Source organism: Halopseudomonas litoralis (assembly GCF_900105005.1).
Classification (GTDB): Bacteria; Pseudomonadota; Gammaproteobacteria; order Pseudomonadales; family Pseudomonadaceae; genus Halopseudomonas; species Halopseudomonas litoralis.
In genome coordinates this window covers 1,651,112-1,678,100 of record NZ_LT629748.1, presented here as the reverse complement: position 1 = coordinate 1,678,100, position 26,989 = coordinate 1,651,112, and the positions used below count along the sequence as shown (strand labels likewise).

Genomic DNA, 26,989 nt, shown 5'->3' with positions numbered 1-26,989 from the left:
CACAACGGAGTCAAAAATGGGATACCAAAAGATCCAGGTGCCGGCAAGCGGCGACAAAATCACCGTTAACGCCGACCTTTCCCTGAATGTTCCTGACAACCCGATCATCCCTTTTATCGAAGGCGATGGTATCGGCGTTGATATTTCCCCGGTCATGATGAAAGTCGTCGATGCAGCCGTGGAAAAAGCCTACGGTGGCAAGCGCAAGATTTCCTGGATGGAAGTCTTCGCCGGCGAAAAGGCCACTCAGGTCTACGACCAGGACACCTGGCTCCCTGAAGAAACCCTGCACGCAGTCAAGGACTACGTCGTTTCCATCAAAGGCCCGCTGACCACACCGGTAGGCGGAGGCATCCGTTCCCTGAACGTTGCTCTGCGTCAACAGCTGGACCTGTATGTCTGTCAGCGCCCAGTGCGCTGGTTCACCGGCGTACCTAGCCCGGTCAAGAACCCCGGCGACGTTGATATGGTGATCTTCCGTGAAAACTCCGAAGACATCTACGCTGGCGTTGAGTGGAAGGCTGGCTCCCCGGAAGCCGAGAAGGTAATCAAGTTCCTCACCGAGGAAATGGGTGTTACCAAGATCCGCTTCACTGAAAACTGCGGTATCGGCGTCAAGCCGGTTTCCCAGGAAGGCACCAAGCGTCTGGTTCGCCAAGCGCTGCAGTATGCAGTGGACAACGATCGCAGCTCTGTGACCATCGTGCACAAGGGCAACATCATGAAGTTCACCGAAGGTGCCTTCAAGGATTGGGGCTATGAAGTCGCTCGTGACGAGTTCGGCGCCGAGCTGCTGGACGGCGGTCCGTGGATGCAGTTCAAGAACCCCAACACCGGCAAGAACATCGTGGTGAAAGACGCCATTGCTGATGCCATGCTGCAACAGATCCTGCTGCGCCCGGCCGAGTATGACGTTATCGCTACCCTGAACCTGAACGGTGACTACCTGTCCGACGCGCTGGCCGCGGAAGTGGGCGGCATCGGCATCGCACCGGGTGCCAACCTGTCCGACTCGATCGGCATGTTCGAAGCGACCCACGGCACAGCCCCCAAGTACGCAGGCCAGGATAAAGTGAACCCGGGCTCACTGATCCTGTCCGCTGAAATGATGCTGCGTCACATGGGCTGGGTAGAAGCTGCAGACCTGATCATCAAGGGTACCGAAGGCGCTATCGCCAACAAGACGGTTACCTATGACTTTGAACGCTTGATGGATGGCGCCACGCTGCGCAAGTGTTCCGAGTTTGGTGATGACCTGATCGCTGCAATGTAATCGCAACATCAGGCAGGCAATAACACACAAGCCGGCAAATGCCGGCTTGTGTGCATGAAAATGCCCGGTACAGCGAGGACACACGCGGGCAGGTATCTCAGTTAAACAACTATCTCCATTTCAGTCGCCTCCGTTACTTCAGCTGACTTGCGCACAGCCTCACCAACGGCTTGAATATTGACTGCATGCAGGCCTTTTGGGCCCTGGATGATGTCGAACTGTACAGGCTGGCCTGCCTTGAGTGTTCGGTACCCATCCATCTGGATAGCTGAGTAGTGGGCAAAAAGGTCTTCAGTGCGACCATCGGCCACGACAAAACCATAGCCTTTGGCATTATTGAACCATTTGACCTTACCTATCTCCATACTGCATTCCTCTGCTGTCCCCATACTCTATGGGTAGTGATCCCGGTACGTCCTCACGTGTCGCATGGCAGCCTGGACAACGCCTGCGTATCACGCTTGTTACACTTATTAACATTGAATCGCTATAAGTCAAGTTGAGAGCTGGCAAGCTGTGTACCAGCGCACATTTTACCTGTAGCCTCATATCCACCAGTGACACATAAGATGTTTGCAACGATGGAAATTCAACCAACTTTTATGCAAAGCCCCGGTCAACCGGAGCACGAGGAAGATGATGGCCTGGCGGTCGAGACCGGGAAGCCGGAACTGCAGCCGCCCGCACGCTATCAGGTCATCATGCTCAATGATGACTACACACCGATGGATTTTGTCGTGGAGGTTCTGGAAACCTTTTTCATGCTGAATCGGGAAAAGGCTACACAGATCATGCTGAGGGTCCATACTGAGGGCAGAGCGGTTTGTGGGGTCTATTCACGGGATGTTGCCGAAACCAAGGCTGCCCAGGTGAATGAATATGCCAGGGAATGCCAGCACCCATTGATGTGTCAGATAGAACGCGATGCGTAATAAAGCGACCAGAGTCGCATGATGAGGGGGCAGTATGCTTAATAGAGATCTGGAGATCACCCTGAACCTGGCGTTCAAGGATGCTCGCAGCAAACGCCACGAATTCATGACAGTTGAGCATTTGTTGCTCGCCTTGCTCGATAATCAGGCTGCGCTCGCGGTCTTACGCGCCTGCGGTGCGGACATGGACCGGCTCCGGCGCGACCTGGCGGAGTTCATCGACTCCACCACGCCGCTGATCCCCATTCAGGATAATGAACGTGAAACCCAGCCTACGCTAGGCTTCCAGCGCGTTCTGCAGCGTGCTGTATTTCATGTGCAGAGTTCGGGCAAGGGCGAAGTCAATGGGGCCAATGTCCTGGCGGCGATCTTCAGTGAGCAGGAAAGCCAGGCAGTCTTCTTCCTCAAGCAGCAACATATTGCGCGAATCGATATTGTCAACTTCATCTCCCACGGCATTTCCAAGGTGGCCGACGACAATGAAGGCATGCAGGTCGATCCGGAGAGCATGGACGAGGAGGCGGGCGAAGCGGTTGCATCCAACAATCCGCTGGAGTCCTACGCCAGTAATCTGAATGAGCAGGCACGGCTCGGGCGGATCGATCCGCTGGTGGGGCGCGCCTCTGAAGTCGAGCGCGTAGCCCAGATTCTGGTGCGCCGGCGCAAGAACAACCCGCTGCTGGTCGGCGAGGCCGGGGTGGGCAAGACCGCCATTGCCGAAGGGCTGGCCAAACGCATCGTTGACGGCGAAGTACCGGATATCCTCAACGAGGCGGTCGTCTATTCGCTTGACCTCGGTGCATTGTTGGCAGGGACCAAATACCGTGGGGATTTCGAGAAGCGCTTCAAGGCGTTGCTCAAGGAGCTGAAGAAGCGGCCCCAGGCTATCCTGTTTATCGATGAGATCCACACCATCATCGGGGCCGGTGCGGCATCGGGTGGGGTTATGGATGCGTCCAACCTGCTCAAGCCGTTGCTCTCGTCCGGCGAGATCCGCTGCATCGGTTCGACCACCTTCCAGGAATTTCGCGGCATCTTCGAGAAGGATCGTGCGTTGGCCCGACGCTTCCAGAAGGTTGATGTCATCGAGCCTTCGGTCAGCGATACCATTCAGATTCTCAAGGGTCTACGCAGCCGCTTCGAGGACCACCACAGCATTCGCTATACCGACGAGTCGCTGAAGGCTGCCGCCGAGTTGGCCGATAGGTACATCAATGACCGGCATATGCCGGACAAGGCGATTGACGTCATTGACGAGGCGGGTGCCTATCAGCGCCTGAAGCCAAAGAACGAGCGCCCCGAATGCATTGACGTCGCCGAAGTCGAAGCTATTGTCGCCAAAATCGCGCGGATCCCGCCAAAACATGTATCCACCAGCGACAAGGAACAGCTGAAGAACCTCGAGCGCGATCTGAAGCTGGTTGTTTTCGGTCAGGATCAAGCCATCGGCGCCCTGAGCACGGCAATCAAGCTGTCGCGTGCGGGGCTGAAGTCGGCCGATAAACCGGTGGGGTCATTCCTGTTCTCCGGCCCTACAGGGGTGGGCAAGACTGAAGTGACTCGCCAGTTAGCCAAGAGTCTCGGGGTGGAGTTGATTCGTTTTGACATGTCTGAATACATGGAGCGACATACCGTCTCTCGGCTGATCGGCGCGCCTCCGGGCTACGTCGGTTTTGACCAGGGCGGGCTGCTCACCGAGGCTATCAACAAGACCCCGCATTGCGTTCTGTTGCTCGACGAAATCGAGAAGGCCCACCCGGAAGTGTTCAACCTGCTGCTGCAGGTCATGGATCATGGCACACTGACTGACAACAATGGGCGCAAGGCGGATTTTCGTAATGCCATCATTGTGTTGACCACCAACGCCGGCGCGGAATCCATGGCGCGATCATCCATCGGCTTCACTACACAGGACCATTCCACCGATGCGATGGAAGTGATCAAGAAAACCTTCACTCCCGAGTTCCGCAACCGGCTGGACACCATCATCCAGTTCGGCCGACTCAGTCACGACAGCGTCAAGTTCGTGGTGGACAAATTCCTTATCGAACTTCAGGCGCAACTCGAAGACAAGCATGTATTGCTGGATGTGGACGACAGCGCACGCGACTGGTTGGTAGAGCATGGCTATGATCCGCTGATGGGCGCGCGACCAATGGCTCGTCTGATCCAGGACAAGATCAAGCGACCGCTGGCTGAACAGATCCTGTTTGGCGATCTTGCCGAGCATGGCGGGACGGTGCATGTCACCTTGCGAGACGGCGAGTTGGTACTGGATGTGCCGGAAGAGGAAATGGCCTGACAGCGGTGGATAGGCTGACGCGGGGTAAACCCCGTCAGCCTGCTGCTTCAAACGGAGAACTTTGCCCAGACCGGAGCATGATCTGATGGTTTTTCCATCGCACGGATGTCGTAATCGATACCGGTGTCGACACATTGATCGATCAGCCCCAGGCTGGCCATTACCAAATCGATACGCAGGCCGCGTTTTGGCGTGTCCTCAAAGCCGCGGCTGCGGTAGTCAAACCAGCTGAAACGATCTGTCACATCAGGGTTCATATGTCGGAAGGTGTCGATCAACCCCCAGTCCTTGAGCTTCTGCAGCCACTCACGCTCCTCGGGCAGGAAACTGCATTTGCCGGTGCGCAGCCACCGTTTGGCATTGGCTTCACCAATGCCGATATCACCATCCTGCGGCGAAATATTCACATCCCCCATGACCACCAGCCGTTGATCGGCGCTGAAATCCTGCTGCAGATGAGCCTGCAGGTCGGCGTAGAACTTGGTCTTGGCCGGAAACTTGATCGGATGATCGCGGCTTTCACCCTGGGGGAAATAACCATTGAAAACGATCAGCGGGGTGCCATCAGCGCAGGGTAGGGCAGCGCTGATCATGCGGCATTGTGCTTCTTCACCGTCATCAGGAAAGCCTTTACGTACCCAGAGCGGTTCTTCGCGCGTCAGCAGAGCCACGCCGTAATGGCCTTTCTGCCCGTGAAAATGCACGTGATAGCCCAGCGCCTGGACGGACTCCAGTGGAAAGGCAGGGTCGTCCACCTTGGTTTCCTGCAGGCCAATGACGTCGGGGGCATGTTTGTTGACGATTTCCTGCAACTGATGCGGACGGGCACGCAAGCCGTTGATATTGAACGAGACAACTTTCATTACAATTCCTATCCTGATAACACGAAGAAGCCGGGATGCCTATCGGCCTGAAACGGTCACCATGTTAGCATCCCATGATGATTTGTTACCGCGTCCTGCGGTACAGACTTGAAGCTGGAATAAAATATGGTCCGTTTTCTTACGCTGCTGGCGTTACTGTTGTTCACCGCAGCTGCTCGCGCCGAGCTGGAAGTGAAGGTAGAGCCGCGCAACGATGCGGCGAGAAAGAACATAGAGGCCTTCATCGGACCGGTATCGGCTTCCAGTCGGGAGGGCATGTGGCGCCTGGCTCGCTCCAGCCGGGAGCAGGCGCTCAGCGCGCTTCAGGCTCTGGGCTATTATCATCCCCGGGTTCGCCCGCGGGTGACCGGTTCCGATGCGGATCCGGTATTGCTGTTGGAGGTAACCCTGGGTGAGCCGGTACTATTGGATGAGGTCACCCTGGAGGTAAGTGGCTCAGGACGGGATGCCGACTATTTTCGCTTTCCGCGCAGCCGTCATCTGATGCCCGGCGCGCAATTGCATCATGGCCATTATGAAGACACAAAATCCCTGCTGGAAAACCAGGCATTGCGTTACGGCTATTTCTCCAGCGAGTTTCTGGAAAACCGTCTGTTGATCGATGTGGAGGAGAATCTCGCCGATGTTGTCCTCCGTTACGATACAGGGGACCGTTATCGACTTGGCAGCGTGAGCTTCTCGGAGACGCCATTCGACCTTGACCTGCTGCAGCGCATGGTGCCTTTTTACCCCGGTGTGCCCTACGATGCTGACCTGATCGCCGAATTCAATCGCGAACTGCTGTCCAGCGGCTACTTCGAGGCGGTGCAGGTATCGGCCCCGCCGGATCAGGCGGTGGATGGCGAGATCCCGGTGCGCGCCGAACTCAAGGCGCGCGATCCCCATTCGCTCGGTTTTGGTGGCGGTTTCTCCACGGACGTTGGTCCCCGAGCTAAGGCGGACTGGAAGCAACACTGGCTCAACTCCCGGGGCCACAGTCGCGGTGCCGAGCTGGAACTGTCCGAGCCACGACAAAAGGTGACATCCTGGTACCAAATACCTCTCACACCGCCGCAGTCCAGTCACCTGCGTTTTTTCTCCGGCTGGCAGCGTGAACACATCGACGATACCGAAAGTCAGACCATGGTGCTCGGCGGATTGTTTCAGCGGCGACTGGATAACGGCTGGAACCGCAGCATAGGTTTACGCCTGGAACAGGAGCGCTACTCCCTGGGTAGCGATTCCGGGCGCAGCACCTTGCTGATCCCCAGCCTCGGTTTTCAACGCACCATCAGTGACGACAGCATGGACCCCAGCCAGGGCTACAGCATGATGATGGATCTGCAGGGCGCCAAAGCCGGTGTGTTGTCGGATATCGACTTTCTTCGACTGAACATGGCAGTCAAGGGCCTGTATACACTCTGGGACAATCACCGTTTTCTGGCCCGGGCGCAACTCGGAGGTATTGCCAGCGATGGTTTTGCCAGCGTGCCCCCGTCGCTGCGTTTCTTTGCCGGTGGCGATCAGAGCGTGCGTGGCTATGACTATCGAACTCTTGCACCGACCGACGAAACCGGAGAGCGGGTCGGCGGACGCTACCTGATGGCAACCAGTGCGGAATACCAATATGAATTTCGCCCGAAATGGCGTGCGGCCGTGTTTATCGATCACGGCAACGCGGTAGACAGTTGGGAGGACCCGATGAAAACCAGCGCCGGCCTGGGTATCCGCTGGGTCTCGCCGGTTGGTCCCATTCGCCTGGACCTGGCCAAATCCGTGAGCGATCCGGATGAAGGTGTTCGCCTGCATTTCTCCATGGGGGCTGAACTGTGACGCGATTTCTGCTCAAGGCATTGTTGCGCGGATTTCTGATTCTGCTGATCGTGCCGCTGTTGTTGGTGCTGTTGCTTGCGGCGCTGCTGTCCAACGAAGGCGTCAATCGCTGGCTGATGGCAAAACTGCCAGAACTGGAGCCGCGCCTGCAGCTTGAATTTTCCGGTGGCCAGCTCTGGCGTGGTTGGGAATTCGCCAGCATTGGCTGGCAAGATGCTGGAATCGCTGTAAGCATCGATAATGTCGAGTTTTCCTGGTCCCCGGATTGCCTGGCCGGACGACGCCTGTGTATTGATCTGCTCAGTGCAGAACGCATCAACATTCTGACCACACCGGATGACAGCCCCGGTGAACCTCGGCGGGACATCAGTCTACCCAACCTGAACCTGCCAATGGGTGTGCAGCTGCAGGAAGCCCGGATCGGCAGCCTGTGGCTGAATGAAGAGCAGGCGCTGCTGACTGATATTTCCCTGCAGGCTCACGCCAGCGGTGATCAGCTGCATATAACCCGTTTCAGCGGCACCGGCCCTGATCTGACCTGGGAGCTCGAGGGCGATGTACGCATGAGCGGTGATTGGCCGCTGCGTGTGCTGGCTGATCTGGATCTGCCAGCGGTGGATAATCGCCCCTGGCAACTGCGTGCCCGTCTCGGTGGCAGCGCGGCAGAACTGGAACTGGAAGCACGCAGCACCGGTTATCTGCCTGGGATACTGACGCTCAATGCCCAGCCATTGCTGGCCGAACTGCCGCTCGCGGCCCAGTGGCAAGGTGAATCCTTTCTCGCGCTGGAGTCCTTACCCAGTACCTTGACCCTTAACAATCCAGTGGTGAATCTCCAAGGCAATCTGGAGGAAGGCCTTGCCCTGCGAGCCACCAGCAGCATGCCGGGCGAGGGCGGGCCGATTGACCTGAACCTGCAGGGACAGATCCTGACGACGGGCGTTTCCGATCTGAATCTGCGCCTGGGCGTGACGGGTCAGCCGGAGCGGGAGCTGACCCTTGCTGCCAACGCCGACTGGTCGGATGTGCTGACGGCAGATGCCAGCCTGGCGATGCAGCAGTTCCCCTGGCAATGGCTCTACCCACAGGATATCGGGCCGCTGGAAATCCGTCGGTTGAACCTCAACGCCAATCTTCGCGATGATCAATTCGACTCCGCGTTGCAGGCTCAGCTTGGCGGTGTCGGTGGCCGTGATGCCGACCTGGCGCTTGCCTTGGCCGGCACGCCCGAGAAGATCACCATTGCGCCATTGACGCTGATTACAGATCAAGGTCGTCTGACCGGGCAGGGTGTTGTGACCTTGCTCGAAAATATCGCCTGGGATGTCAGCCTGTTACTTGAAGAGCTGAACCCGCAGATGTTCGTGGCCGAACTGCCCGGCTCGCTCAATGGCCCCGTCACCAGTACCGGTACTCTCGCGGCGGGAGAGCTGCAACTGGTCGCAGATTGGGACCTGGACGGCACATTACGGGGGCAGCCTCTGGTCTTATCCGGTGCGTTGGCCAGCGCGGATACCGGTTGGCGGGTCGACGATCTGCTCTTGCGTCAGGGGGCTAACAGCATCACTGGGGAAGGGCAGTGGGGCGAGACAGTTAATGGCCGGTTCGATATCGAACTGGCGCAGCTGGCCACTCTTTGGCCGGGGCTGAGTGGTAGCCTGTCCGGGTCGACACTGGCCTCGGGACCGGCGAGTGAACCTGAGCTGACCCTGGCATTGCAGGGCGAACGACTGGGTTACGAGGACTTCGGTTTGCTCGGGTTGGCTGTCGATGGGCGGGTCACGCTCAACGAGCAGCTGCCCGGCACTTTCAATCTGTCAGCCAGGCGGCTGCGCAGTGGCGATACCCGACTGGGCGATCTCAGTCTGACATTCGACGGTACGCGAGCTAGGCATCATCTGGCTCTGGATCTGCAAGGTGGTGTGGTTGAGCTCGATACGCGGTTGTCCGGCAGCCTGGATGACCAGCGCTGGCAAGGGCAGCTACGTGACAGCACGCTCGCTGCCGAGGAGATGGTCTGGGCTCTGAACGAGCCGGCGGCGCTGAGCTATCGGCTGGCCAGTGGTGATCTGCGGCTGGGCGCGCACTGTTGGAGCCATCTGACCAGCCAGCTGTGCTTCAACGGTGAACAGAAGCTGATGCCCGACCGTCAATTGGACGTGAGACTCACCGACTTTCCCTTGGCGTCGCTGCAGGAATGGCTGCCGGAAGACTTCATCTGGGATGCGACGCTGGATGCCGAAGCGCAGTTCCGTCAGGCTGTGGATGCAAAACCCCGCGCCAATGTGGTGGTCAGCAGCCGTAACGGTGAACTCAGGGTCAGCAATGCGGATCAGGAGCTGACGTTCCCCTACGAGACGCTGGAGTTCACCACCCAGCTTGACCCCGCACAGGCTCGTAGTCGCCTGCAACTGGTCAGCGAAGGGCTCGGCAACCTCGATGTGCAGGCTGATATTGCCGACCCTGGCGGCGCTCAACGTCTCGATGGCCGCTTCCATCTCTCTGACGTGCGGCTGGACATTCTGCGACCTTTTTTGCCCCAGGTGGACACACTCAGCGGTGACCTGATCGGCAACGGCATGATCGCAGGTACATTGACCGAGCCGCAGATCGACGGTGATATCCGTTTGATCGATGGCCAGATCAGCGGGCCAGAACTACCGGTCAGCTTTGAACAACTGCAGGTACGTGTCGGCATAGCGGGGCAGCAGGCGGACATCGATGGTCAATGGCAGAGTGTCGAGGGGCAGGGCAGGCTTGCGGGTACCGCCGCCTGGGCCCCCTCTCTGGCCGTTGATATCAGCCTCACCGGCAACAACCTGCCCATTCGGGTAGACCCCTACGCCGATTTGCTGGCCAGCCCCGATCTGCATATCGGCCTGGCTGACAACAATCTCAATCTCACCGGTACCATCGCCATTCCCGAGGGCGAGATTACCGTGCGTGAACTGCCACCCGCAGCCGTCAGGGTATCGGCGGATGCGGAAATCATCGGTGCCACCGAGGAAATGGAAGAATCCCTGCCGATGGGCATCACCGCAGATATCCAGCTGGCGATCGGGGATCAGCTGCACTTCAGCGGCTTCGGCCTCAGCGGACGACTGAGCGGGCTGCTGCAGATCAGGGAAAACATGACCGCCAGCGGCGACTTGAACATCCTTGATGGTCGCTTCCGAGGCTATGGGCAACGCCTGGAGCTGCGCCGTGCGCAGATTCTGTTCGCTGGCCCAGTCAGCAAACCCTATCTGGATATCGAAGCCATACGCAGGGTTGATGACGTTATCGCCGGGCTGCGTCTGACCGGCCCGGCGGACGCACCGGTTTCCGAAGTCTTTGCAGAGCCGACCATGGCTCAGGAGCAGGCGCTGTCCTATCTGATCCTCGGCCGTCCTCTGGGCGCCGACAGTGGCGATAGCAATATTCTTGGCCAGGCGGCACTGGCTCTGGGCATGGCCGGTAGCACACCGGTGGCAAAGAATATTGCCGGCTCGCTGGGTATCGAGGACTTCCAGCTTGATACGGAAGGCAGCGGCCTGACCACCAGCGTAGTGGCAACAGGTTATATCACCGAAAAACTGAGTTTGCGCTATGGTGTAGGGGTATTTGAGCAGGCAAACCAATTGGCGCTGCGTTACGATCTGACCAAACGGCTGTATCTGGAAGCAGTGGGCGGCCTGGCCAGCTCATTGGATTTTTTCTACCGCATCGATTTCTGATGCATCACTTGCGAGATTGAAGGAGTTTCACATGTCGAATGTTACATTGAAGGGCAATCCGATCACCGTTGGCGGCCAGTTTCCCACCGCGGGCGACAACGCCCCGGCATTCAGCCTGGTTGGCCTGGATCTGTCCGATAAGAGCCTGTCCTCGTTCGCCGGCAAGCGCAAGATCCTGAATATCTTCCCCAGCGTGGACACTCCGACCTGCGCCACCTCGGTCCGCACCTTCAACAGCAAGGCCGGCAGCCTGCCCAACACCGTGGTGCTGTGCATCTCCGCTGATCTGCCTTTTGCCCAGAAGCGTTTCTGCGCTGCCGAAGGCCTGGATAACGTGGTGAATCTGTCGACTCTTCGCGGCGGTGAGTTTATCCGCAATTATGGTGTGTCCATCGATAACGGGCCCATGGCCGGTCTGGCTGCTCGCGCCGTGGTGGTGCTGGATGAGAACGACAAGGTGCTGTACAGCGAACTGGTGTCGGAAATCGGCAACGAGCCTGATTACGACAAGGCGCTGGCTGCTCTGTCCTGAACATCTGATCAGGTTTTGCAGTTACAGGGTGCTGCCTGAGTGCAGCGCCCTGGATCCTAGCGGCCCTTGATCGGAATCGCCTTGATCGAACTGGCCCGTTGGTCATCCAACGAGTCGTAATAACTGTCCTGGGTGGTGGACAGGCTTTCATGACGTAGATCCGCCTGCAAGTCCTTCATGTCCCTGAACGGCGCATCCAGTGTCGCCGAAGTGTGTCGCAGCCAATGCAGGCTGGCTGCCCGCAAAGCGTCACAATCCTCATGCAGTCCTTCCGCAATCATGCGTGCACAAGCCGCATCAAACACCATCTGTATCAATTCCCGTATCCTTCGACCAGACAAGCCGGTGCGGCCATCCAGTGAAGACAGCAATGGCGTTTGTTCACCAGGGTAGGGCAGGTCAGTCAACCCCAGGCTGGTGCGATAACGGACAAGGTAGGGCAGATAGCTGTCGCGGACACTCACCTTGGCCGCCTTGTTGCCTTTACCCACCACATGAAACCACCAGTTATCTCCGGCTTTCTTGAAACTGCCCATGGTCGGCTGCCAATTATCCCGACCAGTCAGATCCGACACCCGCAAGTACATCGAAAACAGCGTGGTGAGAATGAACAAGGTACGCTCGTGGAACTCAGGCTCCTGATCAGCCATGTGTTCGGCGGTTTCGATCACGAACTCCCATTGCAGCTGGGTCAACGAGCGACTGGTCACCTGGGAAACCACACTCTGCTTGTATCGGGATTTCTGCTTGACCGCGCGAAATGGGTTGGCGTCGGTGTAATCTTCATCAATACAGAACTGGTAGAAGCTGCCGCAAACAGTGAATACCTGGGCAATAGTGGTCTGCGACATCTGATAGGCCTGAATCTCCGGCATGGCGGAATCAGTTTCATCGGCCAGTTTGCGGGTGGCCTTGCTCACCGTGTAGTTGAACGGACGCCAATCGACATTGATCACAAAGGTATCGGAATCGGCTTTCTTGCGGCCACCGATACGCACAAAGCGCGCCTTGGTCACCGGACCGACCCAGTTGTCAGGTGGATTGAGACAGAACTCCAGGAAAGCTTCAGCATCCTGACGGCGCAGATGCAGGATAGGCTTCTTGCACACCAGCAGTGACCACAACAACAAACGCTCGACATGGGTGCGGTAGCTGTTGAACGTGGCCTGATTGGCCGCATAGGATTTCAGGAACAGCTTGACCACTGAATAACCATCCATGGCCTCGGTTGGATTGGAGAATCTCTCGAAGGCATCCAGAACGGCGGACAATTCGCCGTCCAGGTTGTGGCGGGTGAGAAACTGGAAATTCTTGTAGGTATCAAACAAGGGAACCGGTTGGGACATGACGAAATAATCCAGAGCCACAGATATGATGAAGCAGGCATACAGATTAACACACATGCAATATCCGATAATGGCTAATATCGGAAACGAAATAACGCAGGAATGACTGCTCGCCTTATAGCTCGCATAATCTATATTATGTTAAATTGCGTATTCATCTGCGGCTCCCTGTCCCACATTTGGTGCGCCTGAGCCCCGATTCCCCTTTGGTGATAGAATAGACAACCCTTTCAGCAGTTCGAGGAATACACATGAGCAACAAGACGATCTACGTACAACCTGGCGGTGGTTTCGATAAGGTTATTGTCAGTACGAGCGAGCATGCTGCCCCGGCTGCTGGAGAAATCAGTGTTCGTCTTCGTGCCAACTCGTTGAATTACCACGACTACGTTGTCGTCAGTGGCATCTGGGGCCCGACCGAACAGCGCATCCCCATGGCTGATGGCGCTGGTGAAGTTACCGCGGTTGGCTCTGGTGTGACGGAATTCAAGGTTGGCGATGCTGTGGTCAGTACCTTCTTTCCCGATTGGCTCGATGGTCGTCCCCATGTTGAGGGTTTTACCCAGGTGCCCGGCGATGGAATTGACGGTTATGCCCGCGAGGCGGTCACCGCCCCGGCCACCTCATTCACCCTCGCGCCCGCAGGTTGGACTCATGCCGAAGCATCCACGCTGACCACGGCAGGTCTTACCGCCTGGCGCGCTCTGGTAGATGATGCGCGGGTAAAAGCCGGCGACACCGTTCTGGTGCAAGGAACCGGTGGCGTCTCCATTTTTGCTGTGCAGTTTGCCAAGATGTTGGGCGCAACGGTGATTGCTACCTCTTCCAGCGATGCCAAACTGGAGCGTCTGCGGGAGCTGGGTGCTGATCATCTGATCAACTACCGCAAGGACGCCAATTGGGGTGAAACCGCGCGCCAACTGGCTGGTGCTGGCGGCGTTGACTGCATTCTTGATGTGGGCGGCCCGGCTACGCTGGAGCAATCCATGGCAGCAGCCCGGGTCGGCGGCCACATTGCGGTTATCGGTATTCTCAGCGGCGTGGCCGGTGATCTTCCCATAGTCCCGGCCCTGGCCAAGCAGCTGCGTTTGCAGGGTGTTCTGGTGGGTAGTCGCCAACAACAGATGGATATGGTGCGGGCCATTGACGCCAATGGCATGCGGCCAGTGGTGGATCGCCATTTTGATCTGGATGCCATGGTAGAGGCTTTTCGCTATCAGGAATCCAATCAGCACTTTGGCAAGATTGTCCTCGATATCTAGGCAATCTCCGCGAAATGGTGCCGTACTGCTAAAACTGCGGCACTACTCCCCTGCCCTCGAAAGGAAATGAATATGTCTGAGCACCCACCACTGTACGGCACCAAAGACGCCTCCTATCAGGCAGCCGGTGGAATTGAGGGAATTCGACGGCTGGTGGACGACTTTTATCGCATCATGGACAGCTGGCCACAGGCGCAGAATATCCGTGGTATGCATGCGGAAGATCTGACCATGCCCCGGGACAAGCTGGCCTGCTTTCTCAGCGGCTGGCTTGGTGGTCCCAAACTGTTTCAGGAGCGCTATGGGTCGATCAGCATTCCCATGTTCCATTCCAGCTGGCCGATCGGTGAAACCGAACGGGATGCCTGGCTGGGATGCATGGCCCAAGCCATCGATCTGCAGCCCTACGCTCCTGAATTCAAGGAATACCTGTTGCGCCAGTTGCGTGTGCCGGCGGAACGAATCGTCTCTGTGCAGCGCAAAACACCCGTGTGAGGTGCGGATTACACCAACTGGCTGAACAGGTGCAAGCGCCGCGGTTGTCCCAGCCAATCCTGTAGCGTCTGCTGCCATAGCTCGTGGCTTAGTTGCTCCAGAGCCAGGCATTGCTCACTGATCGAGGCGTCCGGCAGGCCCAGGCCGCGCGCCCAATACAACTCCAGTTGACCGGCAGGTGATGTGGACTGCGTTCGCAAATGATCCGCCAGCCTTTGCCCCTGCTGCTGGATCTGAGCAAAGGGCAATGCTGCCAGGCGGGCCTGCTCGCTTTCCATCCACGCGGTTATCGCCGCCTCAATCTGATCATGATCATGACTCGGCGATTGCACCAGTAGCATCAGCCCTGGGGTACCGGCCACTTCATGGTACCGGGCAACCACCCAGTAACCGAGCTGTTGCCGGGTGCGCAGCTGGTCAAAGAAGGATGCGCTGATCAGTTGCTGCAACAACTGCCAACCGGCGCGTTCAGAGATATTGTCGCTGTTGGCCTGACAATAGAGGATCTGCGCCCGGTCAGCGTGCTGGCAATCCACCTGAATGATCTCGGTGCCCTCCTCCAAGCGCTGACTCTTCGGCGGATGCCAATGAAACTCCTGACTCAGTTGCGGGCAAAGCCTTTGCAGGCTGGCCGCCAGCGCCCCTGACTGCTGCGACTGCCAACCCTCCGGATACAGCCAGGCTATCTGGGCTACTGTGGGATCGGCCTCGGTAGTCGGCGCAGAGTGGTCAGGTGCCGGATTCAATACGACATCCAGCTCGTCCAGCAAACGATAGGCAGGCAAGGCATGGCGGCGCTGATCCTCGGTTCTGGCATGACGGTGCTCGACCAGACGCTGCAGTGTCATATCAGGTTGCGGCGTCAAGGCAGCCAGCGCAGCGCAGGCTGCGGCCCAAAGCATCTGCTGTGGGCCTTGCAGCTCCAGGGAAATCTGGTCTGTCGCTTCGTGCCACGACAGACTGATACCACAGGCGTTGGTCCAGTTGCTCAAGGGTTCCAGCTGTATGGACCATCGGGCGATCAGACGTTCGCGCTGCTCGCGATCCTGAGTACCAGAGGGCCAGCACCAGGCGATACGGGTAGTCTCTCTGCCCTGCCCTGTGGAAGCTTGCGGGACGGGAACCACGCGCAACCCCGGTAAGCTGGCTATTGCAACGCCGTGCGCTGTATCCGGGGTCGTGACGGTCCAGATGGGCCAGTCTGCTGTCGGTAGCCTGTCGGCGCTATGTGAGTCCGGTTGGCAAGCCAGACGGCTCCAGGCGAAGCGGGTATCCGTCCAGTCTGCTTGTTGGAGCAACGCGGCGCCGTCACCCTGGCTTTGGGCGAGCAGCAACTGCGTAGGCTGAATTTGCGTCAGAAGCTTATGCCATGCTGATTCGGCTAGATCAGCCCAGTGACCAGTGCTTTCCAGAATCTGTTCTGCTGGCTCGTAGAGCGTACGTTCTGCCAGCGCCGTCAACCAGCGCAGCGCTGGCTCCCCTTGCGGGCCATCAGCAAAGGCCTGGTCAGCCAATTGTTGTCGCGCAGTCTGGGGCCACTCCTGTGTCGGTGTTGTCCGCAACGCCTCGAGCCAGCCGAAAAAGCCGTCAAGCAGTGCCGGATAGTCGCTGGCATCAATCAGGGGCTCCAGCTCGATCCGCAGCAGGGTTTGCGGACCGGCATAACGTTGAGTGCTCACCCTCAACTGCGCAGCCAGGCCCCGCGCCCGCAACCAACCCAGCCCGCCGGCAGGTGCGGGGCTGGCCAGCCACTCGCACAGCCAACGCAGGGCTTTGGCATCCTCTGGGGCGTGCACGTTATCCAGAGTAAACAGCAACAGCCATTGTTCATGCTGACCCCGGCTCTGCCAGCGCAACAGACCGGGTAAATGCTCCGGCGAGAACAACGGCCCTGTGCTTTCCCGTGGCGTTGGAGCCGATGCCGGCAGGCGCTCAGCCAGCTTGTCGGCCTGCAGCATGAGTTGCTCCACCGGTAGCGGCGCATGGATGAGTACGCAGCCGTTCGGCGCGCGGTAATGCGCTGCATGAAACTGCCGCAACGCCTGCGCCAGGGCTGGAGGTTCCGGCTGCAGGCTGACCCGGTTACCCGCGCTGAAACGGCTCAGGGGGTGATCGGGATGGAATACCTGACCCAGCGCGGCCTGCTCATGCAGCGCGTCGTCCGCCAGCCGGGTATGGAACTCGGCATCGATTACCTGCCGTTCCGCCGCCACCGCCTCGGGGCTGAACAGCGGGGCTGCCAGCATATCGGTCAATTGCGCTAGGCAGGCGTTCAGTCCAGCAGGACTGACGCTGAAATGGTAGCGGGTGCGTTCTGCTGCGGTGCTGGCGTTGAAGCGCCCAGACCACTCGCCTACCAGTTGCGGAAAAGAGCCGGCCTGCGGATAGGCAGCCGAGCCCATGAAAAGCATGTGTTCCAGTAAGTGCGCCAACCCGGGCAGATGCTGTGGCTCATCATGGCTACCGACACCGAACTGGACAACGCAGCTGGCGGTATCGGCGGCCGAATCGCTGATCAGCAGGCAGAGCAAACCGGAGGGGGCTCTGTATAGCTGGTAGCGCCGGCCGTCGTCGGGCGTGCGTGGGAAATCCAATGGGTGCATGTAGAACTTGCTCTGCTTGGGTGGCTGATTCATATTGATTACAGGTACTTGAGATAGAAACTTAACTCTCTTTCTAATACTGTCTGCAGGTTTTTGGCTTGGCGGAAACCATGGCGCTCGTGATCAAATGACACGTATTCCACCGGCACGCCCCGCTCGCGCAATGCCTCAACCATCTGCTCGGTTTGCGCTGGCAACACCACCGCATCCTGCATACCCTGGAAGAAAATCACCGGCGTGGTGATGGCCCTGGCCTGCTCCAGCGGCGAGCGTTGCTGATACCGTTCGGGTTGGCTGATCGGGTCGCCAATCAGCCAGTCGATATAGTCGCCTTCAAACTTGTGGGTAACCGCACGCAGCTGCAGGGGATCACTCACTCCATACAGACTGGCACCAGCGAGGAATCGACTGCTGGCTCGCACCAGGCTGTTCAAGGTGGTGAAACCGCCCGCGCTCTGGCCCCGGATAAATACCCGGTCGGGGTCAATGAGGTCGTGCTCAGCCAGATGATCAATGGCAGCCAGCACGTCTTCCACATCGGTCACTCCCCAGTTGCCCTGCATTCGCTGCCGATAGGCACGGCCGAAGCCGACGCTGCCGCGATAGTTGAGATCGGCGACGGCAAAGCCGCGTTGGGTCCAGAACTGAATGCGATTATCCAGCACCGGGAAACAAGCCGAGGTCGGCCCACCATGGGTGAAGATCACCAGCGGCGGGCGCTCATTTTCCGGGAGCTTTACCTGGCTGTTGCGCGGCGGATAGTAAAAGCCGTGGGCCGTCTCCTCCTGGGCAGTCAGGTACGACAGGCGTTCGGGACGGGAAATATCTTCCGCCTGTAGCGCGCCGGGTGCCTGAGCCAGCACGCTGATTGCCCCGGTGGCAAGGGAGATATGCAACACGGCTGCGCTGCATTCGGGGGAGCTGGCCAGACAGAACAGACCAGTGCTGTTATGCGCCAAGGCACGAAAACGCGTATAGCCCTCGGCCAGCCGCCGCTCCTCGGCGCTGTCAGCATGGCGCAGAGCCAGGCAGCCGTAGCCATAGTCGCTCCAGCTCAGCGCCAACCAGCCATCCGCTAAAGCCAGATAATGGTGAGGGGTGAGCTGCCCTGGCGCGGGCGAGTGGTCAGCAGCCTGCGATGGCAGCAGCTGCCACTGCTGGTCGGTAAGCTGTCGCCAGGGCTGCCAATAACCGCTGCGATCCGTCAGGCACAGCAACTGGTTGCGGTCATTGAATAGCGGCTGATGCACGGACTCTTTGTTGCCCATGCGTTCCACCTGGCCCGGCAGCCCCTCATGGTCCAGCTCGGTCCAGCACAGTGCGCTGCTGGTCCAGGGCAGCTCGGGGCGTTGCCATTCGATCCAGGCCAGGCGCTGGCCATTCGGGCTGAGGCAGGGGCTATTATAGAAATCTGAACCTTCGGCCAGTAACTGTCGGGTGCCCTGCAGACCGATCGCGACCAGTCGATGAATGACCGTATCAGCAGCATGTTGTTCTTCAATAGCGATAACTCGCTGGCGCAATGGGTCGAACACCAGGCCGCCGTAACGGCATTCTGCAGCAAAGGTCAGCTGCTTACAGTCCAGACTATCGAACATTTGCTGGTAGAGCTGTTGATCGGCCTCGTTCACAAACACCAGGCTGTCGCCAGTGATACAAAACGCGCCGCCGCCATATTCATAGACCCGACTGCGCACGCCATAGCCTGGCGGCGTCAGGCGCCGCGTGCCCCCAGGAGTCCACTCGACAATGGCATTCAGTCCCTCCTCCGGAAAAAACTCCGCCCACAGCACCCGCTGCTCATCACAGCTCAGATCGGCATAATCAGTGCCTGCGGCCACGGCATCGGCGGCGGAAAAGTCACTGTGCCAGTACCCTGCACGCTCAGCTCTTGCAGATGATTCGGGAAGTACGTTCATTGCGGAAAGTCAGCTCCTCAATCGGTGGCTGGGGCAGATCGGCCTCTGCCCGCGCGGCCAGAATCTGATGATGGTGAGGCGACTTGCTGCAGACCGGATCAGCCTGGGTTGCATCACCGGTGAGCATATAGGCCTGGCAACGACAGCCACCAAAATCGATATGTTTTTCCGGACAGGAGCGACAGGGCTCCTGCATCCAGTCATCGCCCCGATAACGATTGAAGCCGAAGGAGTCATACCAGATATGCGACAGGCTATGCTCGGGGACCTTGGGAAAGCTCACCGGCAACTGTCGGGCGCTGTGACAAGGCAAGGCAGTGCCATCGGGGGTGATGGTCAGGAAAATATTGCCCCAGCCGTTCATGCAACCCTTGGGTCGGTCTTCGTAGTAATCAGGTGTGACCAGAATCAGTTTGCAAGGGTGATTATCTGCCGCCAGCTTGGCCCGATAGCGATTGGTCACGGCTTCGGCATGATCCAGTTGCGCCTTGGTGGGCAACAGCCCAGCGCGATTCAGGTGCGCCCAGCCGTAGTATTGGCAGGTCGCCAGCTCGACGAAATCGGCCTCCAGCGCCAGACACAGCTCGATGATCTTCTCGATCTGGTCGATATTGTGCCGGTGGGTAACGAAGTTCAGCACCATTGGGTAGCCAGCGGCCTTGACCGCGCGGGCCATCGCCAGTTTCTGGTCGAAGGCCTTGCGCGAGCCGGCCAACATGTTGTTGACCTCGCTATCCGAGGCCTGGAAGCTGATCTGGATATGATCCAGCCCGGCGTCCAGAAACTCGTCGATGCGCGCCTGGTTCAACCCCATGCCGGAGGTGATCAGGTTGGTGTAGTAGCCCATATCCCGCGCGGCCTTGATCAGCTCGGCCAGATCATCGCGCACCAGCGGCTCGCCGCCGGAGAATCCCAGCTGGGCGGCGCCAAGCGCCCGCGCCTGGCTGAACACGTCAATCCATTGCGCGGTGGTGAGTTCCTGCTTGTGTTCGGCAAACTCCAGCGGGTTGGAGCAATAGGGGCACTGCAGCGGGCAGCGATAGGTCAGTTCGGCCAACAGCCACAAGGGTGGTCCCTGTTCAGGCCGGGTGGGCAGCTCAGCGGAAACGGATCCAGTGTTGCTCATGGGCCTCCCCGATAAATGCCAGCACGTCTTCATCCAGTGCGGGTGCAGACGGGAAACAGGCTTGCAGTTCGGTAATGATCTCGCTGACCGGACGCTGACCATCAACTCGTTTCAACACTTCAGCGGCGCTGTCATTGAGTTTGACCATGCCTTCCGGATAGAGCAGCACATGGCAGTCCTGTACTGGCTCCCATTGCATCCGATAGCCTGGTCTGAAGGCTGGCACAGCGGTCAGTGGCGGTAATGTCATACAGTCAGCCCTCGATGCCATACGGGTTGGTCGGTAACTGGATGATAAGGCGCGCGCCCCAGCTCGTAGGCCAGTGACATGGCATCGAGCATGCTCCAGAGAATATCCAGCTTGAATTGCAGGATTTCCAGCATGCGTTGCTGGGCCTCGAAGGTCTGGTAATGGTCCAGGGTGATACGCAGCCCGTGCTCGACGTCCCGGCGAGCTTCACCCAGGCGGGTGCGGAAGTAGCGATAGCCCTGTGGATCGATCCAGGGATAATGCTGTGGCCAACTATCCAGCCGCGACTGGTGTATCTGCGGCGCGAACAGCTCGGTCAGTGAGGAACTGGCGGCTTCCTTCCAGTTGGCGCGGCGGGCGAAGTTGACATAAGCGTCCACAGCAAAACGCACGCCGGGCAATACATGGCGCTGATCCAGCAGCTCTTCCCGATTCAAGCCCACGGCTTCGCCTAATTGCAGCCAGGCTTCAATTCCACCGTCGCCATCGGATTCACCGTCATGGTCAATGATCCGCTGCACCCATTCGCGGCGCGCTGCGGCATCGTCGCAGTTGGCCAGGATGGCGGCATCCTTGAGCGGGATATTCAGCTGGTAATAGAAGCGGTTGGCCACCCAGCCGCGGATCTGCTCCGGAGTGGCGCGGCCTTCATGCATGGCGATATGGAACGGATGGTGAATGTGGTAATAACGGCCCTTGTCACGCAGGGCCTTCTCGAACGTGGCGCGGCTCATTGGCTCAGCTGACACGCTGCTCTCCTTACAGATTGATCACCAGCCCGTCATGGGCGACTTCGATGCCGTGGCGCGTCAACTCGGCGCGTTCAGGCGAGTCTTCGTCCAGAATCGGGTTGGTGTTGTTGATATGGATCAGCACGCGGCGGCTTTCCGGGTAGGCATTCAGCACCTCGATCATGCCGCCCTCCCCGCTCTGCGGCAGATGCCCCATCTCACTGCCGAGCTTGGTCCCGACACCGGCGTGGGACATTTCATCCTCGCGCCATAGGGTTCCGTCCACCAGCAGGCAATCGGCAGTGGCCATGGCGTCGCGGACCGGGCTGCTCAGCTGCCCCAGCCCCGGCGCATAAAACAGGACGCTACCGGTATTGGTATCACGCACCAGCAAACCGATGTTGTCACCGGGATGCGGATTGTTACGGTGCGGCGAATACGGCGGCGCGGCGCTACGCAGCGGGATCGGAGTGAAATGCAGGGCCGGGCAGGCGGGAACGGTGAAACCCGCGTCCAGCTCTATGCGATTCCACTGCAGCCCGCCATTCCAGTGATCGAGAATGTTGAACAACGGAAAGCCGGTGGTCAGATCCTCATGCACCATCTCCGTGCACCAGACCTGGTGGGGACAGCCTTCACGAAGGGTCAGCAGCCCCGTGGTGTGATCAATCTGGCTATCCATCAGAATGATACCGCCGATGGCGGTGTCTCGCATATAACGGCCCGGTTGCAACACAGGCGTCTGCTCCAGCTGGGTACGAATATCCGGGGAAGCATTACACAACACCCAATTGCCGCCGCCGTCCGATATTGCTATCGAGGACTGGGTGCGGGGTCGGGCGTTGATCTGCCCTTTGCGCAAGCCGTCACAATTGCGGCAATTGCAGTTCCACTGCGGAAAACCACCACCCGCAGCAGAGCCTAGAATATGGATCAGCATGGTATAGACCTTAGGTGCGACTGCTTGACCGATTCAGCATGCCGAATAGGCCAAGCAGTGCGCTCGCGATTAGCGGTTGGCGAAGTACATGGTGACTTCGAAGCCAATGCGCAGATCGGTATAGCTGGGTTTGGTCCACATAGTTGAGTCCTCCAGTAATTGACGGATCAGACTTGCCGGAACCTGCCGACAACTCAGTAAGCACCTGAACCATAACATCTACAAGTTATTTATGTGAGCACTCCTTCGAGGTAGGTTTTAGGATAACAACATCGTTCATCGGCTCTGTTTCGACGACGTACGGCTGATGACGGTTTTCAGCGTGTGAGTGCTGCCCGGCTCGAGCGTGCGGCCGTCCGGCCCTGCATTCGCTGCCTCAATGCAGACCATAGTGCGATACCCATCGTCCGGAAACTGACTTAAATGCCGGCTCTTTTCCAGCCACGGGTTCCAGACCACCACCGATTCGCTCCCTTCCCGGTGGATGTCCAACACGTCAGTCCGGGAACGTAACTGCAGATCAGCGTTATGGTTGAAATAGATCCGGTCGACTTCTGCGTCGAATCTCACAGCTGTCTGCTGGGTGAGCGTTGCGCCATTCAGCTTGTCGATATAACAGCAGCCCTGCAGGCCGGTTACCTCCGCCTTCGCTATGTCTGCAACCGGAAGGTAACTGTGCAGCGCCTGGCTCAGTCGTTGAGGTCCGGTGCCGGTGTGAGTAGTGGTGAGCGCTATTTCCAGCGCGACTCCCAAGGTGAATTCGATCTTGACCGTCCAACCTTCATCCGGCAGTTGCCGAGCAATGTCCTCCTGCGGCAACCTCAATACGAGATGTACCGAGGTGCTATCCGCCCTTGCCTCAAGCAACTGCCAGTCGCTGGTACGGGCAATGCCATGCGCGGGGCCGTCGCGCTCATCAGCAAACCAAGGCCAGCAGACCGGAACACCGCCGCGCAGGGCAGTGCCCGGCTTGCACGGGTCCATCGGGCTCATCCACAGCAGCGGCGGCTGCCCAGCGGGAATGCATTCGATGATGTGCGCGCCCTGCAAGGCGATGCATGCCTGCACCGCCGGATGTTCTATTTGCAGAAAGCGACGTCCATGTTGATTGCTGACAAGACGCACCTCTGGCGGTAACGCTTCGGTTTGCAGCACTCACTCGGCTCCCATGCAGAGATATTTCAGCTCGGTATATTCATCCAGGCCATGGCGCGACCCTTCTCGCCCCAGACCGGATTCCTTGACACCACCGAAGGGCGCCATGGGGTTGGAAATCAGCCCTTCGTTGATACCAATGATGCCCGCCTCGAGCGCGTCCGCCACCCGCCATACTCGGTGAATATCACGGCTATAGAAATACGCCGCCAGGCCAAAGGGGGTCGCATTGGCCAGTTCGATAGCCTCTTCCTCGGTGTCGAAGCGCAGCACCGCAGCCAGCGGACCGAAAGTTTCCTCATGGCATAGTGTCATGTTGGTGTTGATGTCGGTCAGCAACACCGGCTGCACATAATTGCCTCGGTCAGCGTCCGGGGCCGGGCCGCAGACCCGTTTGGCACCCTTGGCCATGGCGTCGTCGAAGTGCTCTATCACCTTCTCCACCGCATCGCCGTTGATCAGCGCCGACTGCGTCACGCCCGGCTCGAAGCCGTCACCTATCCGCAGCTTGCCCATGGCTTCAGCCAATGCGGCGACAAACTTATCATGCACACCCGATTGCACCAGAAAGCGGTTGGCACAGACGCAGGTCTGCCCGGTATTGCGGAATTTACAAACCATGGCGCCTTCTACTGCGCGGCTGATGTCCGCATCATCAAACACGATGAATGGGGCGTTGCCGCCCAGTTCCAGAGAAACCTTCTGTATGTGCTCTGAGCATTGGGCCATGAGACGGCGGCCCACATCGGTCGAGCCGGTGAAGCTCAGCTTGCGTACCACGGGGCTGCGGGTCAGCACTTCGCTGATTTCTCCGGCCTTGCCGGTCACCACGTTGAATACGCCATGGGGAATTCCCGCCTCCTCCGCCAGTACTGCCAGAGCCAGGGCAGAAAACGGCGTGGCGCTGGCCGGTTTGACGATGATGGTACAGCCGGCGGCCAGCGCCGCGCCTGCCTTGCGGGTAATCATGGCGGCGGGGAAGTTCCAGGGCGTGATCGCTGCGCAGACGCCCACCGGCTGGCGGGTCACCACGATATGCTGACCAATACGGGCGCCTGGAATGGTCTCACCGTACATGCGCCGGGCCTCTTCGGCGAACCAGCGAATGAAGGAGGCGGCATAGTCAATCTCGCCTTGGGATTCAACCAGCGGCTTGCCCTGCTCCAAGGTCATCAATGTGGCCAGATCTTCCTTGTGTTCGAGCATCAGATCATGCCATGCCAGCAGACAGTCTGCCCGCTCCTGCGCGGTCCGTTTACGCCATTGGCGCAGTGCACTGGAGGCCGCATCCACTGCCGCACCCACCTCCGCCGCCGAGAGAACCGGCACATGACCAAGCACATCACCGTTGGCCGGATTGTCCACTGCCAAAGTCTCGCCGCTGCTAGCGTTCTGCCATTGTCCGTTGACATAACATTGCTGTCGGAACAACCGGGGAGATTTCAGGCGGGAAAGGGTCATGTGTCCTCCTGCGCTTGGATGGAAGGAGCCGCGCTCGGTCTGCGTATCTGCAAACCCAATGGGCACGCGATCGTGACGACCGCGCTGCTTTGAGAGTAGACACCGCGATGCAAGGACGCAAACCGCTGCGGTAAGGTAGAAATGAAAACCCGGGGAGGAGCGAGCCAGCGGCGCAGAGGCCACCGGTTTGATCGTCCGGTCAACTGTCTTCGATGCGGAAGCCGACCTTCACGGTGACCTGATAATGGGCAACTTTGCCATCAACGATATGCCCCCGGGTTTCCATAACTTCAAACCACTCGACATTCTTCAAACTTTTGCTGCATTCGGCGACGGCATTATTGATGGCGTCTTCAATGCTGTTTTTCGACGAGCCGACAATCTCGAGCTTCTTGTAAGTGCGATGATCTGACATACCAACCTCCTCTTTGCCTTGTCTTGCGTTTGGCAGGGGTTTTTCAGGTTGGTTCAAATATCGCTGCTCGGCCTACTACGGATCTTGCGCGCACCCTCGGATTTGACCGGGCAGCCAGGTGCCTTGCATTTCTCATCCCGGCTGCGCTCCAGTTCCTGCAACGCGTGCCAGGCGCGACACAGGGATCGGGAATTTCCTGCCATCAGGGTCACTTTTGTCATGATCAATCTCCGAAACTGATAGATGAACCGAGTATTGTCGGGCCAATGCTATCTGTCAATGAGAATAATTATCATTATTTATCAGGATTTTTATTGCGCTCTTTATTGCAATATGAGGATACAAGCATATAATCGCAACGAAAATCATTCTCACAATAACCGGACGCCTTCCATGCCTTGCACCCTTCGCTATACCTCACTTGCTCTGACCATTTCCGCTGCCATTTTCCTGGCAGGATGCGACAATAGCGAAGATAAGGCTGTGCAAGCGCCTGCAATCGAGACCAATGAGCAGCAGGCGGCTTCCGATTCGAACCCGCAGGCGTCCTCTTCCGCTGATATCAGCGAAAGCGAAGTGGCCAACCACTATGCCGACCTCGCCCATGCTGTCTACCAGGATGCGCTGACCAGCGCCCAGGCGCTCGACAAGGCTGTCGATGCGTTGATTGCCGACCCCGTGGAAGCCAATCTGGAAGCCGCACGTCAGGCCTGGCTTGAGGCTCGCGTTCCCTACCAGCAATCCGAGGTTTTCCGCTTCGGCAACGTCGTGGTGGATGACTGGGAAGGCCAGCTCAACGCCTGGCCGCTGGACGAAGGACTGATCGATTATGTCGCTGCCGATGACTATCAGCATGAATTGGGCAATGAAGGCGCCACCGCCAATCTGATCGCCAGTCAGAGCTTGATGCTCGGTGGTAAGACGCTGGATGTCAGCAAACTGACTCCCCAGCTGTTGGCCGACCTCAATGAAGTGGGCGGTTCCGAAGCTAACGTCGCCACTGGTTACCACGCCATCGAGTTTCTGCTGTGGGGCCAGGACATGAATGGGTTTGAAGCCGGTGCCGGTCAACGTCCGGTGACCGATTTTGCCCAGGGTGACGACTGCACCAATGATAATTGTGATCGCCGCAGCGCCTATCTGGACGCCGCGACCGACCTGCTGGTCAGCGATCTGCAGTGGATGGTCACGCAGTGGTCGGACGACGAGGCCGGTAATTACCGCGCCGAGCTGCTGGCCCTTCCGAATCAGGAAGTATTCCAGAAGATGCTGTTTGGCATGGGCTCACTGTCATTGGGAGAGCTGGCGGGCGAACGTATGAAGGTCGCTCTTGAAGCCAACTCTTACGAAGACGAGCACGACTGCTTCAGCGACAACACGCACAATTCGCATTACTACAACGGCAAGGGCATCCAGAACATCTACCTGGGCAGCTATCAGCGCCTGGACGGATCGACCATCGAAGGCCCTTCCCTTTCGGCGCTGGTAGCAGCAAAGAATCCCGAACTGGACCAGACGTTGCGTAGCGATCTGGACAACACCATGCAGGCGCTGACGCGCATGAAGGACGCCGCTGAAGGCGATTCTGCCATGGCCTTCGACATGATGATCGCACCAGGCAATGAAGCCGGCGCCACCATCATCAATGACGCCATCGCTGCGCTGGCGCAACAGACCGGTTCCATCGAGCAGGTCGCCGCCGTGGTAGGCGTTGAATCTCTGCAGCCCGATGATGCCGGCCACTCTTTCTGATCAACCAACAGCCTCCTGCGCCTCGGCAAGCCCAACGCTGCCGAAGCGCAGCGTTGGGCTTCCATCCAGGCCACGAATCCACT

Annotated in this window: 23 protein-coding genes; 9 read left to right on the top strand and 14 right to left on the bottom strand. The window is 58.6% G+C overall.

Annotation, left to right across the window (positions count from 1 at the left end):
- Positions 1–16 precede the first annotated feature (16 nt).
- Positions 17–1,273 (top strand): NADP-dependent isocitrate dehydrogenase, encoded by a 1,257-nt coding sequence (icd, locus tag BLU11_RS08165; RefSeq protein WP_090272876.1) that lies wholly within the window; start codon positions 17–19, stop codon positions 1,271–1,273.
- 101 nt (positions 1,274–1,374) lie between these two features.
- Here the strand turns inward: icd and cspD are convergent, their stop codons facing one another.
- Entirely contained in the window at positions 1,375–1,638 is a 264-nt protein-coding gene (gene cspD / locus BLU11_RS08160) for a cold shock domain-containing protein CspD (RefSeq protein ID WP_090272875.1), read from the bottom strand.
- 204 nt (positions 1,639–1,842) lie between these two features.
- Here cspD and clpS point away from each other — a divergent pair, with 204 nt between their 5' ends.
- The gene (gene clpS / locus BLU11_RS08155) at positions 1,843–2,205 is read left to right on the top strand and encodes an ATP-dependent Clp protease adapter ClpS (RefSeq protein ID WP_090272874.1); all 363 of its coding nucleotides are present in this window, start codon (positions 1,843–1,845) and stop codon (positions 2,203–2,205) included.
- Positions 2,206–2,239: 34 nt separating this feature from the next.
- Positions 2,240–4,507, top strand: a complete 2,268-nt coding sequence (clpA, locus tag BLU11_RS08150; RefSeq protein WP_090272873.1) for an ATP-dependent Clp protease ATP-binding subunit ClpA — start codon at positions 2,240–2,242, stop codon at positions 4,505–4,507.
- A 47-nt stretch (positions 4,508–4,554) separates the two neighbouring features.
- Here the strand turns inward: clpA and xthA are convergent, their stop codons facing one another.
- Positions 4,555–5,370 carry an exodeoxyribonuclease III gene (gene xthA / locus BLU11_RS08145; protein ID WP_090272872.1) on the bottom strand — a complete coding sequence of 272 codons (816 nt, stop codon included), beginning with the start codon at positions 5,368–5,370 and terminating at the stop codon, positions 4,555–4,557.
- 126 nt (positions 5,371–5,496) lie between these two features.
- Between xthA and BLU11_RS08140 the strand changes: the two genes are divergently transcribed.
- Genes BLU11_RS08140 through tpx form a run of 3 tightly spaced genes read left to right on the top strand, consistent with a single transcriptional unit; the run spans position 5,497 to position 11,451 of the window.
- Positions 5,497–7,203 carry an autotransporter assembly complex protein TamA gene (locus BLU11_RS08140; RefSeq protein ID WP_090272871.1) on the top strand — a complete coding sequence of 569 codons (1,707 nt, stop codon included), beginning with the start codon at positions 5,497–5,499 and terminating at the stop codon, positions 7,201–7,203.
- Positions 7,200–10,919, top strand: coding sequence for a translocation/assembly module TamB domain-containing protein (locus tag BLU11_RS08135; protein ID WP_090272870.1), 3,720 nt, complete (start codon positions 7,200–7,202; stop codon positions 10,917–10,919). Before BLU11_RS08140 ends, BLU11_RS08135 begins: the two co-directional genes overlap by 4 nt.
- 31 nt (positions 10,920–10,950) lie before the next feature.
- The gene (gene tpx / locus BLU11_RS08130) at positions 10,951–11,451 is read left to right on the top strand and encodes a thiol peroxidase (protein WP_090272869.1); all 501 of its coding nucleotides are present in this window, start codon (positions 10,951–10,953) and stop codon (positions 11,449–11,451) included.
- 56 nt (positions 11,452–11,507) lie between these two features.
- Here tpx and BLU11_RS08125 read toward each other — a convergent pair whose 3' ends face one another.
- Entirely contained in the window at positions 11,508–12,797 is a 1,290-nt protein-coding gene (locus tag BLU11_RS08125) for a tyrosine-type recombinase/integrase (RefSeq protein WP_090276339.1), read from the bottom strand.
- Positions 12,798–13,048: 251 nt separating this feature from the next.
- On the opposite strand from BLU11_RS08125, the gene BLU11_RS08120 reads away from it, so the two are divergent.
- Complete coding sequence (locus BLU11_RS08120; RefSeq protein WP_090272868.1) at positions 13,049–14,059, top strand: zinc-dependent alcohol dehydrogenase family protein; 1,011 nt, start codon at positions 13,049–13,051, stop codon at positions 14,057–14,059.
- A gap of 72 nt (positions 14,060–14,131) precedes the next feature.
- A complete protein-coding gene (locus BLU11_RS08115; protein ID WP_090272867.1) occupies positions 14,132–14,554 on the top strand; it encodes a group II truncated hemoglobin in 423 nt (140 codons plus the stop codon).
- Positions 14,555–14,562: 8 nt separating this feature from the next.
- On the opposite strand, the gene BLU11_RS08110 is transcribed toward BLU11_RS08115, so the two are convergent.
- The 11 genes from BLU11_RS08110 to BLU11_RS19250 all read right to left on the bottom strand — a co-directional run bounded on the left by BLU11_RS08110 (position 14,563) and on the right by BLU11_RS19250 (position 25,375).
- Positions 14,563–17,190 carry an insulinase family protein gene (locus tag BLU11_RS08110; RefSeq protein WP_090272866.1) on the bottom strand — a complete coding sequence of 876 codons (2,628 nt, stop codon included), beginning with the start codon at positions 17,188–17,190 and terminating at the stop codon, positions 14,563–14,565.
- A gap of 5 nt (positions 17,191–17,195) precedes the next feature.
- Positions 17,196–19,076: an alpha/beta hydrolase family protein gene (locus BLU11_RS08105; RefSeq protein WP_090272865.1), complete on the bottom strand. Its 1,881-nt coding sequence runs from the start codon at positions 19,074–19,076 to the stop codon at positions 17,196–17,198.
- Positions 19,042–20,202, bottom strand: coding sequence for a pyrroloquinoline quinone biosynthesis protein PqqE (gene pqqE / locus BLU11_RS08100; protein ID WP_090272864.1), 1,161 nt, complete (start codon positions 20,200–20,202; stop codon positions 19,042–19,044). Before pqqE ends, BLU11_RS08105 begins: the two co-directional genes overlap by 35 nt.
- Entirely contained in the window at positions 20,174–20,452 is a 279-nt protein-coding gene (gene pqqD / locus BLU11_RS08095) for a pyrroloquinoline quinone biosynthesis peptide chaperone PqqD (protein ID WP_090272863.1), read from the bottom strand. Before pqqD ends, pqqE begins: the two co-directional genes overlap by 29 nt.
- The gene (gene pqqC / locus BLU11_RS08090; protein ID WP_090272862.1) at positions 20,449–21,186 is read right to left on the bottom strand and encodes a pyrroloquinoline-quinone synthase PqqC; all 738 of its coding nucleotides are present in this window, start codon (positions 21,184–21,186) and stop codon (positions 20,449–20,451) included. Before pqqC ends, pqqD begins: the two co-directional genes overlap by 4 nt.
- A gap of 25 nt (positions 21,187–21,211) precedes the next feature.
- Positions 21,212–22,123, bottom strand: a complete 912-nt coding sequence (pqqB, locus tag BLU11_RS08085) for a pyrroloquinoline quinone biosynthesis protein PqqB (RefSeq protein ID WP_090272861.1) — start codon at positions 22,121–22,123, stop codon at positions 21,212–21,214.
- Between the two features lie 69 nt (positions 22,124–22,192).
- Positions 22,193–22,264: a pyrroloquinoline quinone precursor peptide PqqA gene (gene pqqA, locus BLU11_RS08080; protein ID WP_063607997.1), complete on the bottom strand. Its 72-nt coding sequence runs from the start codon at positions 22,262–22,264 to the stop codon at positions 22,193–22,195.
- A gap of 135 nt (positions 22,265–22,399) precedes the next feature.
- Positions 22,400–23,278 carry a D-hexose-6-phosphate mutarotase gene (locus tag BLU11_RS08075; protein WP_090272860.1) on the bottom strand — a complete coding sequence of 293 codons (879 nt, stop codon included), beginning with the start codon at positions 23,276–23,278 and terminating at the stop codon, positions 22,400–22,402.
- The gene (locus tag BLU11_RS08070; protein WP_090272859.1) at positions 23,279–24,739 is read right to left on the bottom strand and encodes an NAD-dependent succinate-semialdehyde dehydrogenase; all 1,461 of its coding nucleotides are present in this window, start codon (positions 24,737–24,739) and stop codon (positions 23,279–23,281) included.
- Between the two features lie 199 nt (positions 24,740–24,938).
- Entirely contained in the window at positions 24,939–25,154 is a 216-nt protein-coding gene (locus BLU11_RS08065; RefSeq protein ID WP_090272858.1) for a dodecin, read from the bottom strand.
- A gap of 53 nt (positions 25,155–25,207) precedes the next feature.
- Positions 25,208–25,375 carry a hypothetical protein gene (locus BLU11_RS19250; RefSeq protein ID WP_157718635.1) on the bottom strand — a complete coding sequence of 56 codons (168 nt, stop codon included), beginning with the start codon at positions 25,373–25,375 and terminating at the stop codon, positions 25,208–25,210.
- Between the two features lie 172 nt (positions 25,376–25,547).
- On the opposite strand from BLU11_RS19250, the gene BLU11_RS08060 reads away from it, so the two are divergent.
- Entirely contained in the window at positions 25,548–26,906 is a 1,359-nt protein-coding gene (locus tag BLU11_RS08060) for an imelysin family protein (RefSeq protein ID WP_090272857.1), read from the top strand.
- Positions 26,907–26,989: the final 83 nt, after the last annotated feature.

Excerpts from the sequence above, each read along its gene's own strand:
- icd (WP_090272876.1), top strand. The coding sequence starts at position 17 with ATGGGATACCAAAAGATCCAGGTGCCGGCAAGCGGCGACAAAATCACC.
- cspD (WP_090272875.1), bottom strand. The coding sequence starts at position 1,638 with ATGGAGATAGGTAAGGTCAAATGGTTCAATAATGCCAAAGGCTATGGT.
- clpS (WP_090272874.1), top strand. The coding sequence starts at position 1,843 with ATGTTTGCAACGATGGAAATTCAACCAACTTTTATGCAAAGCCCCGGT.
- clpA (WP_090272873.1), top strand. The coding sequence starts at position 2,240 with ATGCTTAATAGAGATCTGGAGATCACCCTGAACCTGGCGTTCAAGGAT.
- xthA (WP_090272872.1), bottom strand. The coding sequence starts at position 5,370 with ATGAAAGTTGTCTCGTTCAATATCAACGGCTTGCGTGCCCGTCCGCAT.
- BLU11_RS08140 (WP_090272871.1), top strand. The coding sequence starts at position 5,497 with ATGGTCCGTTTTCTTACGCTGCTGGCGTTACTGTTGTTCACCGCAGCT.
- tpx (WP_090272869.1), top strand. The coding sequence starts at position 10,951 with ATGTCGAATGTTACATTGAAGGGCAATCCGATCACCGTTGGCGGCCAG.
- BLU11_RS08125 (WP_090276339.1), bottom strand. The coding sequence starts at position 12,797 with ATGTCCCAACCGGTTCCCTTGTTTGATACCTACAAGAATTTCCAGTTT.
- BLU11_RS08120 (WP_090272868.1), top strand. The coding sequence starts at position 13,049 with ATGAGCAACAAGACGATCTACGTACAACCTGGCGGTGGTTTCGATAAG.
- BLU11_RS08115 (WP_090272867.1), top strand. The coding sequence starts at position 14,132 with ATGTCTGAGCACCCACCACTGTACGGCACCAAAGACGCCTCCTATCAG.
- BLU11_RS08110 (WP_090272866.1), bottom strand. The coding sequence starts at position 17,190 with ATGAATCAGCCACCCAAGCAGAGCAAGTTCTACATGCACCCATTGGAT.
- BLU11_RS08105 (WP_090272865.1), bottom strand. The coding sequence starts at position 19,076 with ATGAACGTACTTCCCGAATCATCTGCAAGAGCTGAGCGTGCAGGGTAC.
- pqqE (WP_090272864.1), bottom strand. The coding sequence starts at position 20,202 with ATGAGCAACACTGGATCCGTTTCCGCTGAGCTGCCCACCCGGCCTGAA.
- pqqD (WP_090272863.1), bottom strand. The coding sequence starts at position 20,452 with ATGACATTACCGCCACTGACCGCTGTGCCAGCCTTCAGACCAGGCTAT.
- pqqC (WP_090272862.1), bottom strand. The coding sequence starts at position 21,186 with ATGAGCCGCGCCACGTTCGAGAAGGCCCTGCGTGACAAGGGCCGTTAT.
- pqqB (WP_090272861.1), bottom strand. The coding sequence starts at position 22,123 with ATGCTGATCCATATTCTAGGCTCTGCTGCGGGTGGTGGTTTTCCGCAG.
- BLU11_RS08070 (WP_090272859.1), bottom strand. The coding sequence starts at position 24,739 with ATGACCCTTTCCCGCCTGAAATCTCCCCGGTTGTTCCGACAGCAATGT.
- BLU11_RS08065 (WP_090272858.1), bottom strand. The coding sequence starts at position 25,154 with ATGTCAGATCATCGCACTTACAAGAAGCTCGAGATTGTCGGCTCGTCG.
- BLU11_RS19250 (WP_157718635.1), bottom strand. The coding sequence starts at position 25,375 with ATGACAAAAGTGACCCTGATGGCAGGAAATTCCCGATCCCTGTGTCGC.
- BLU11_RS08060 (WP_090272857.1), top strand. The coding sequence starts at position 25,548 with ATGCCTTGCACCCTTCGCTATACCTCACTTGCTCTGACCATTTCCGCT.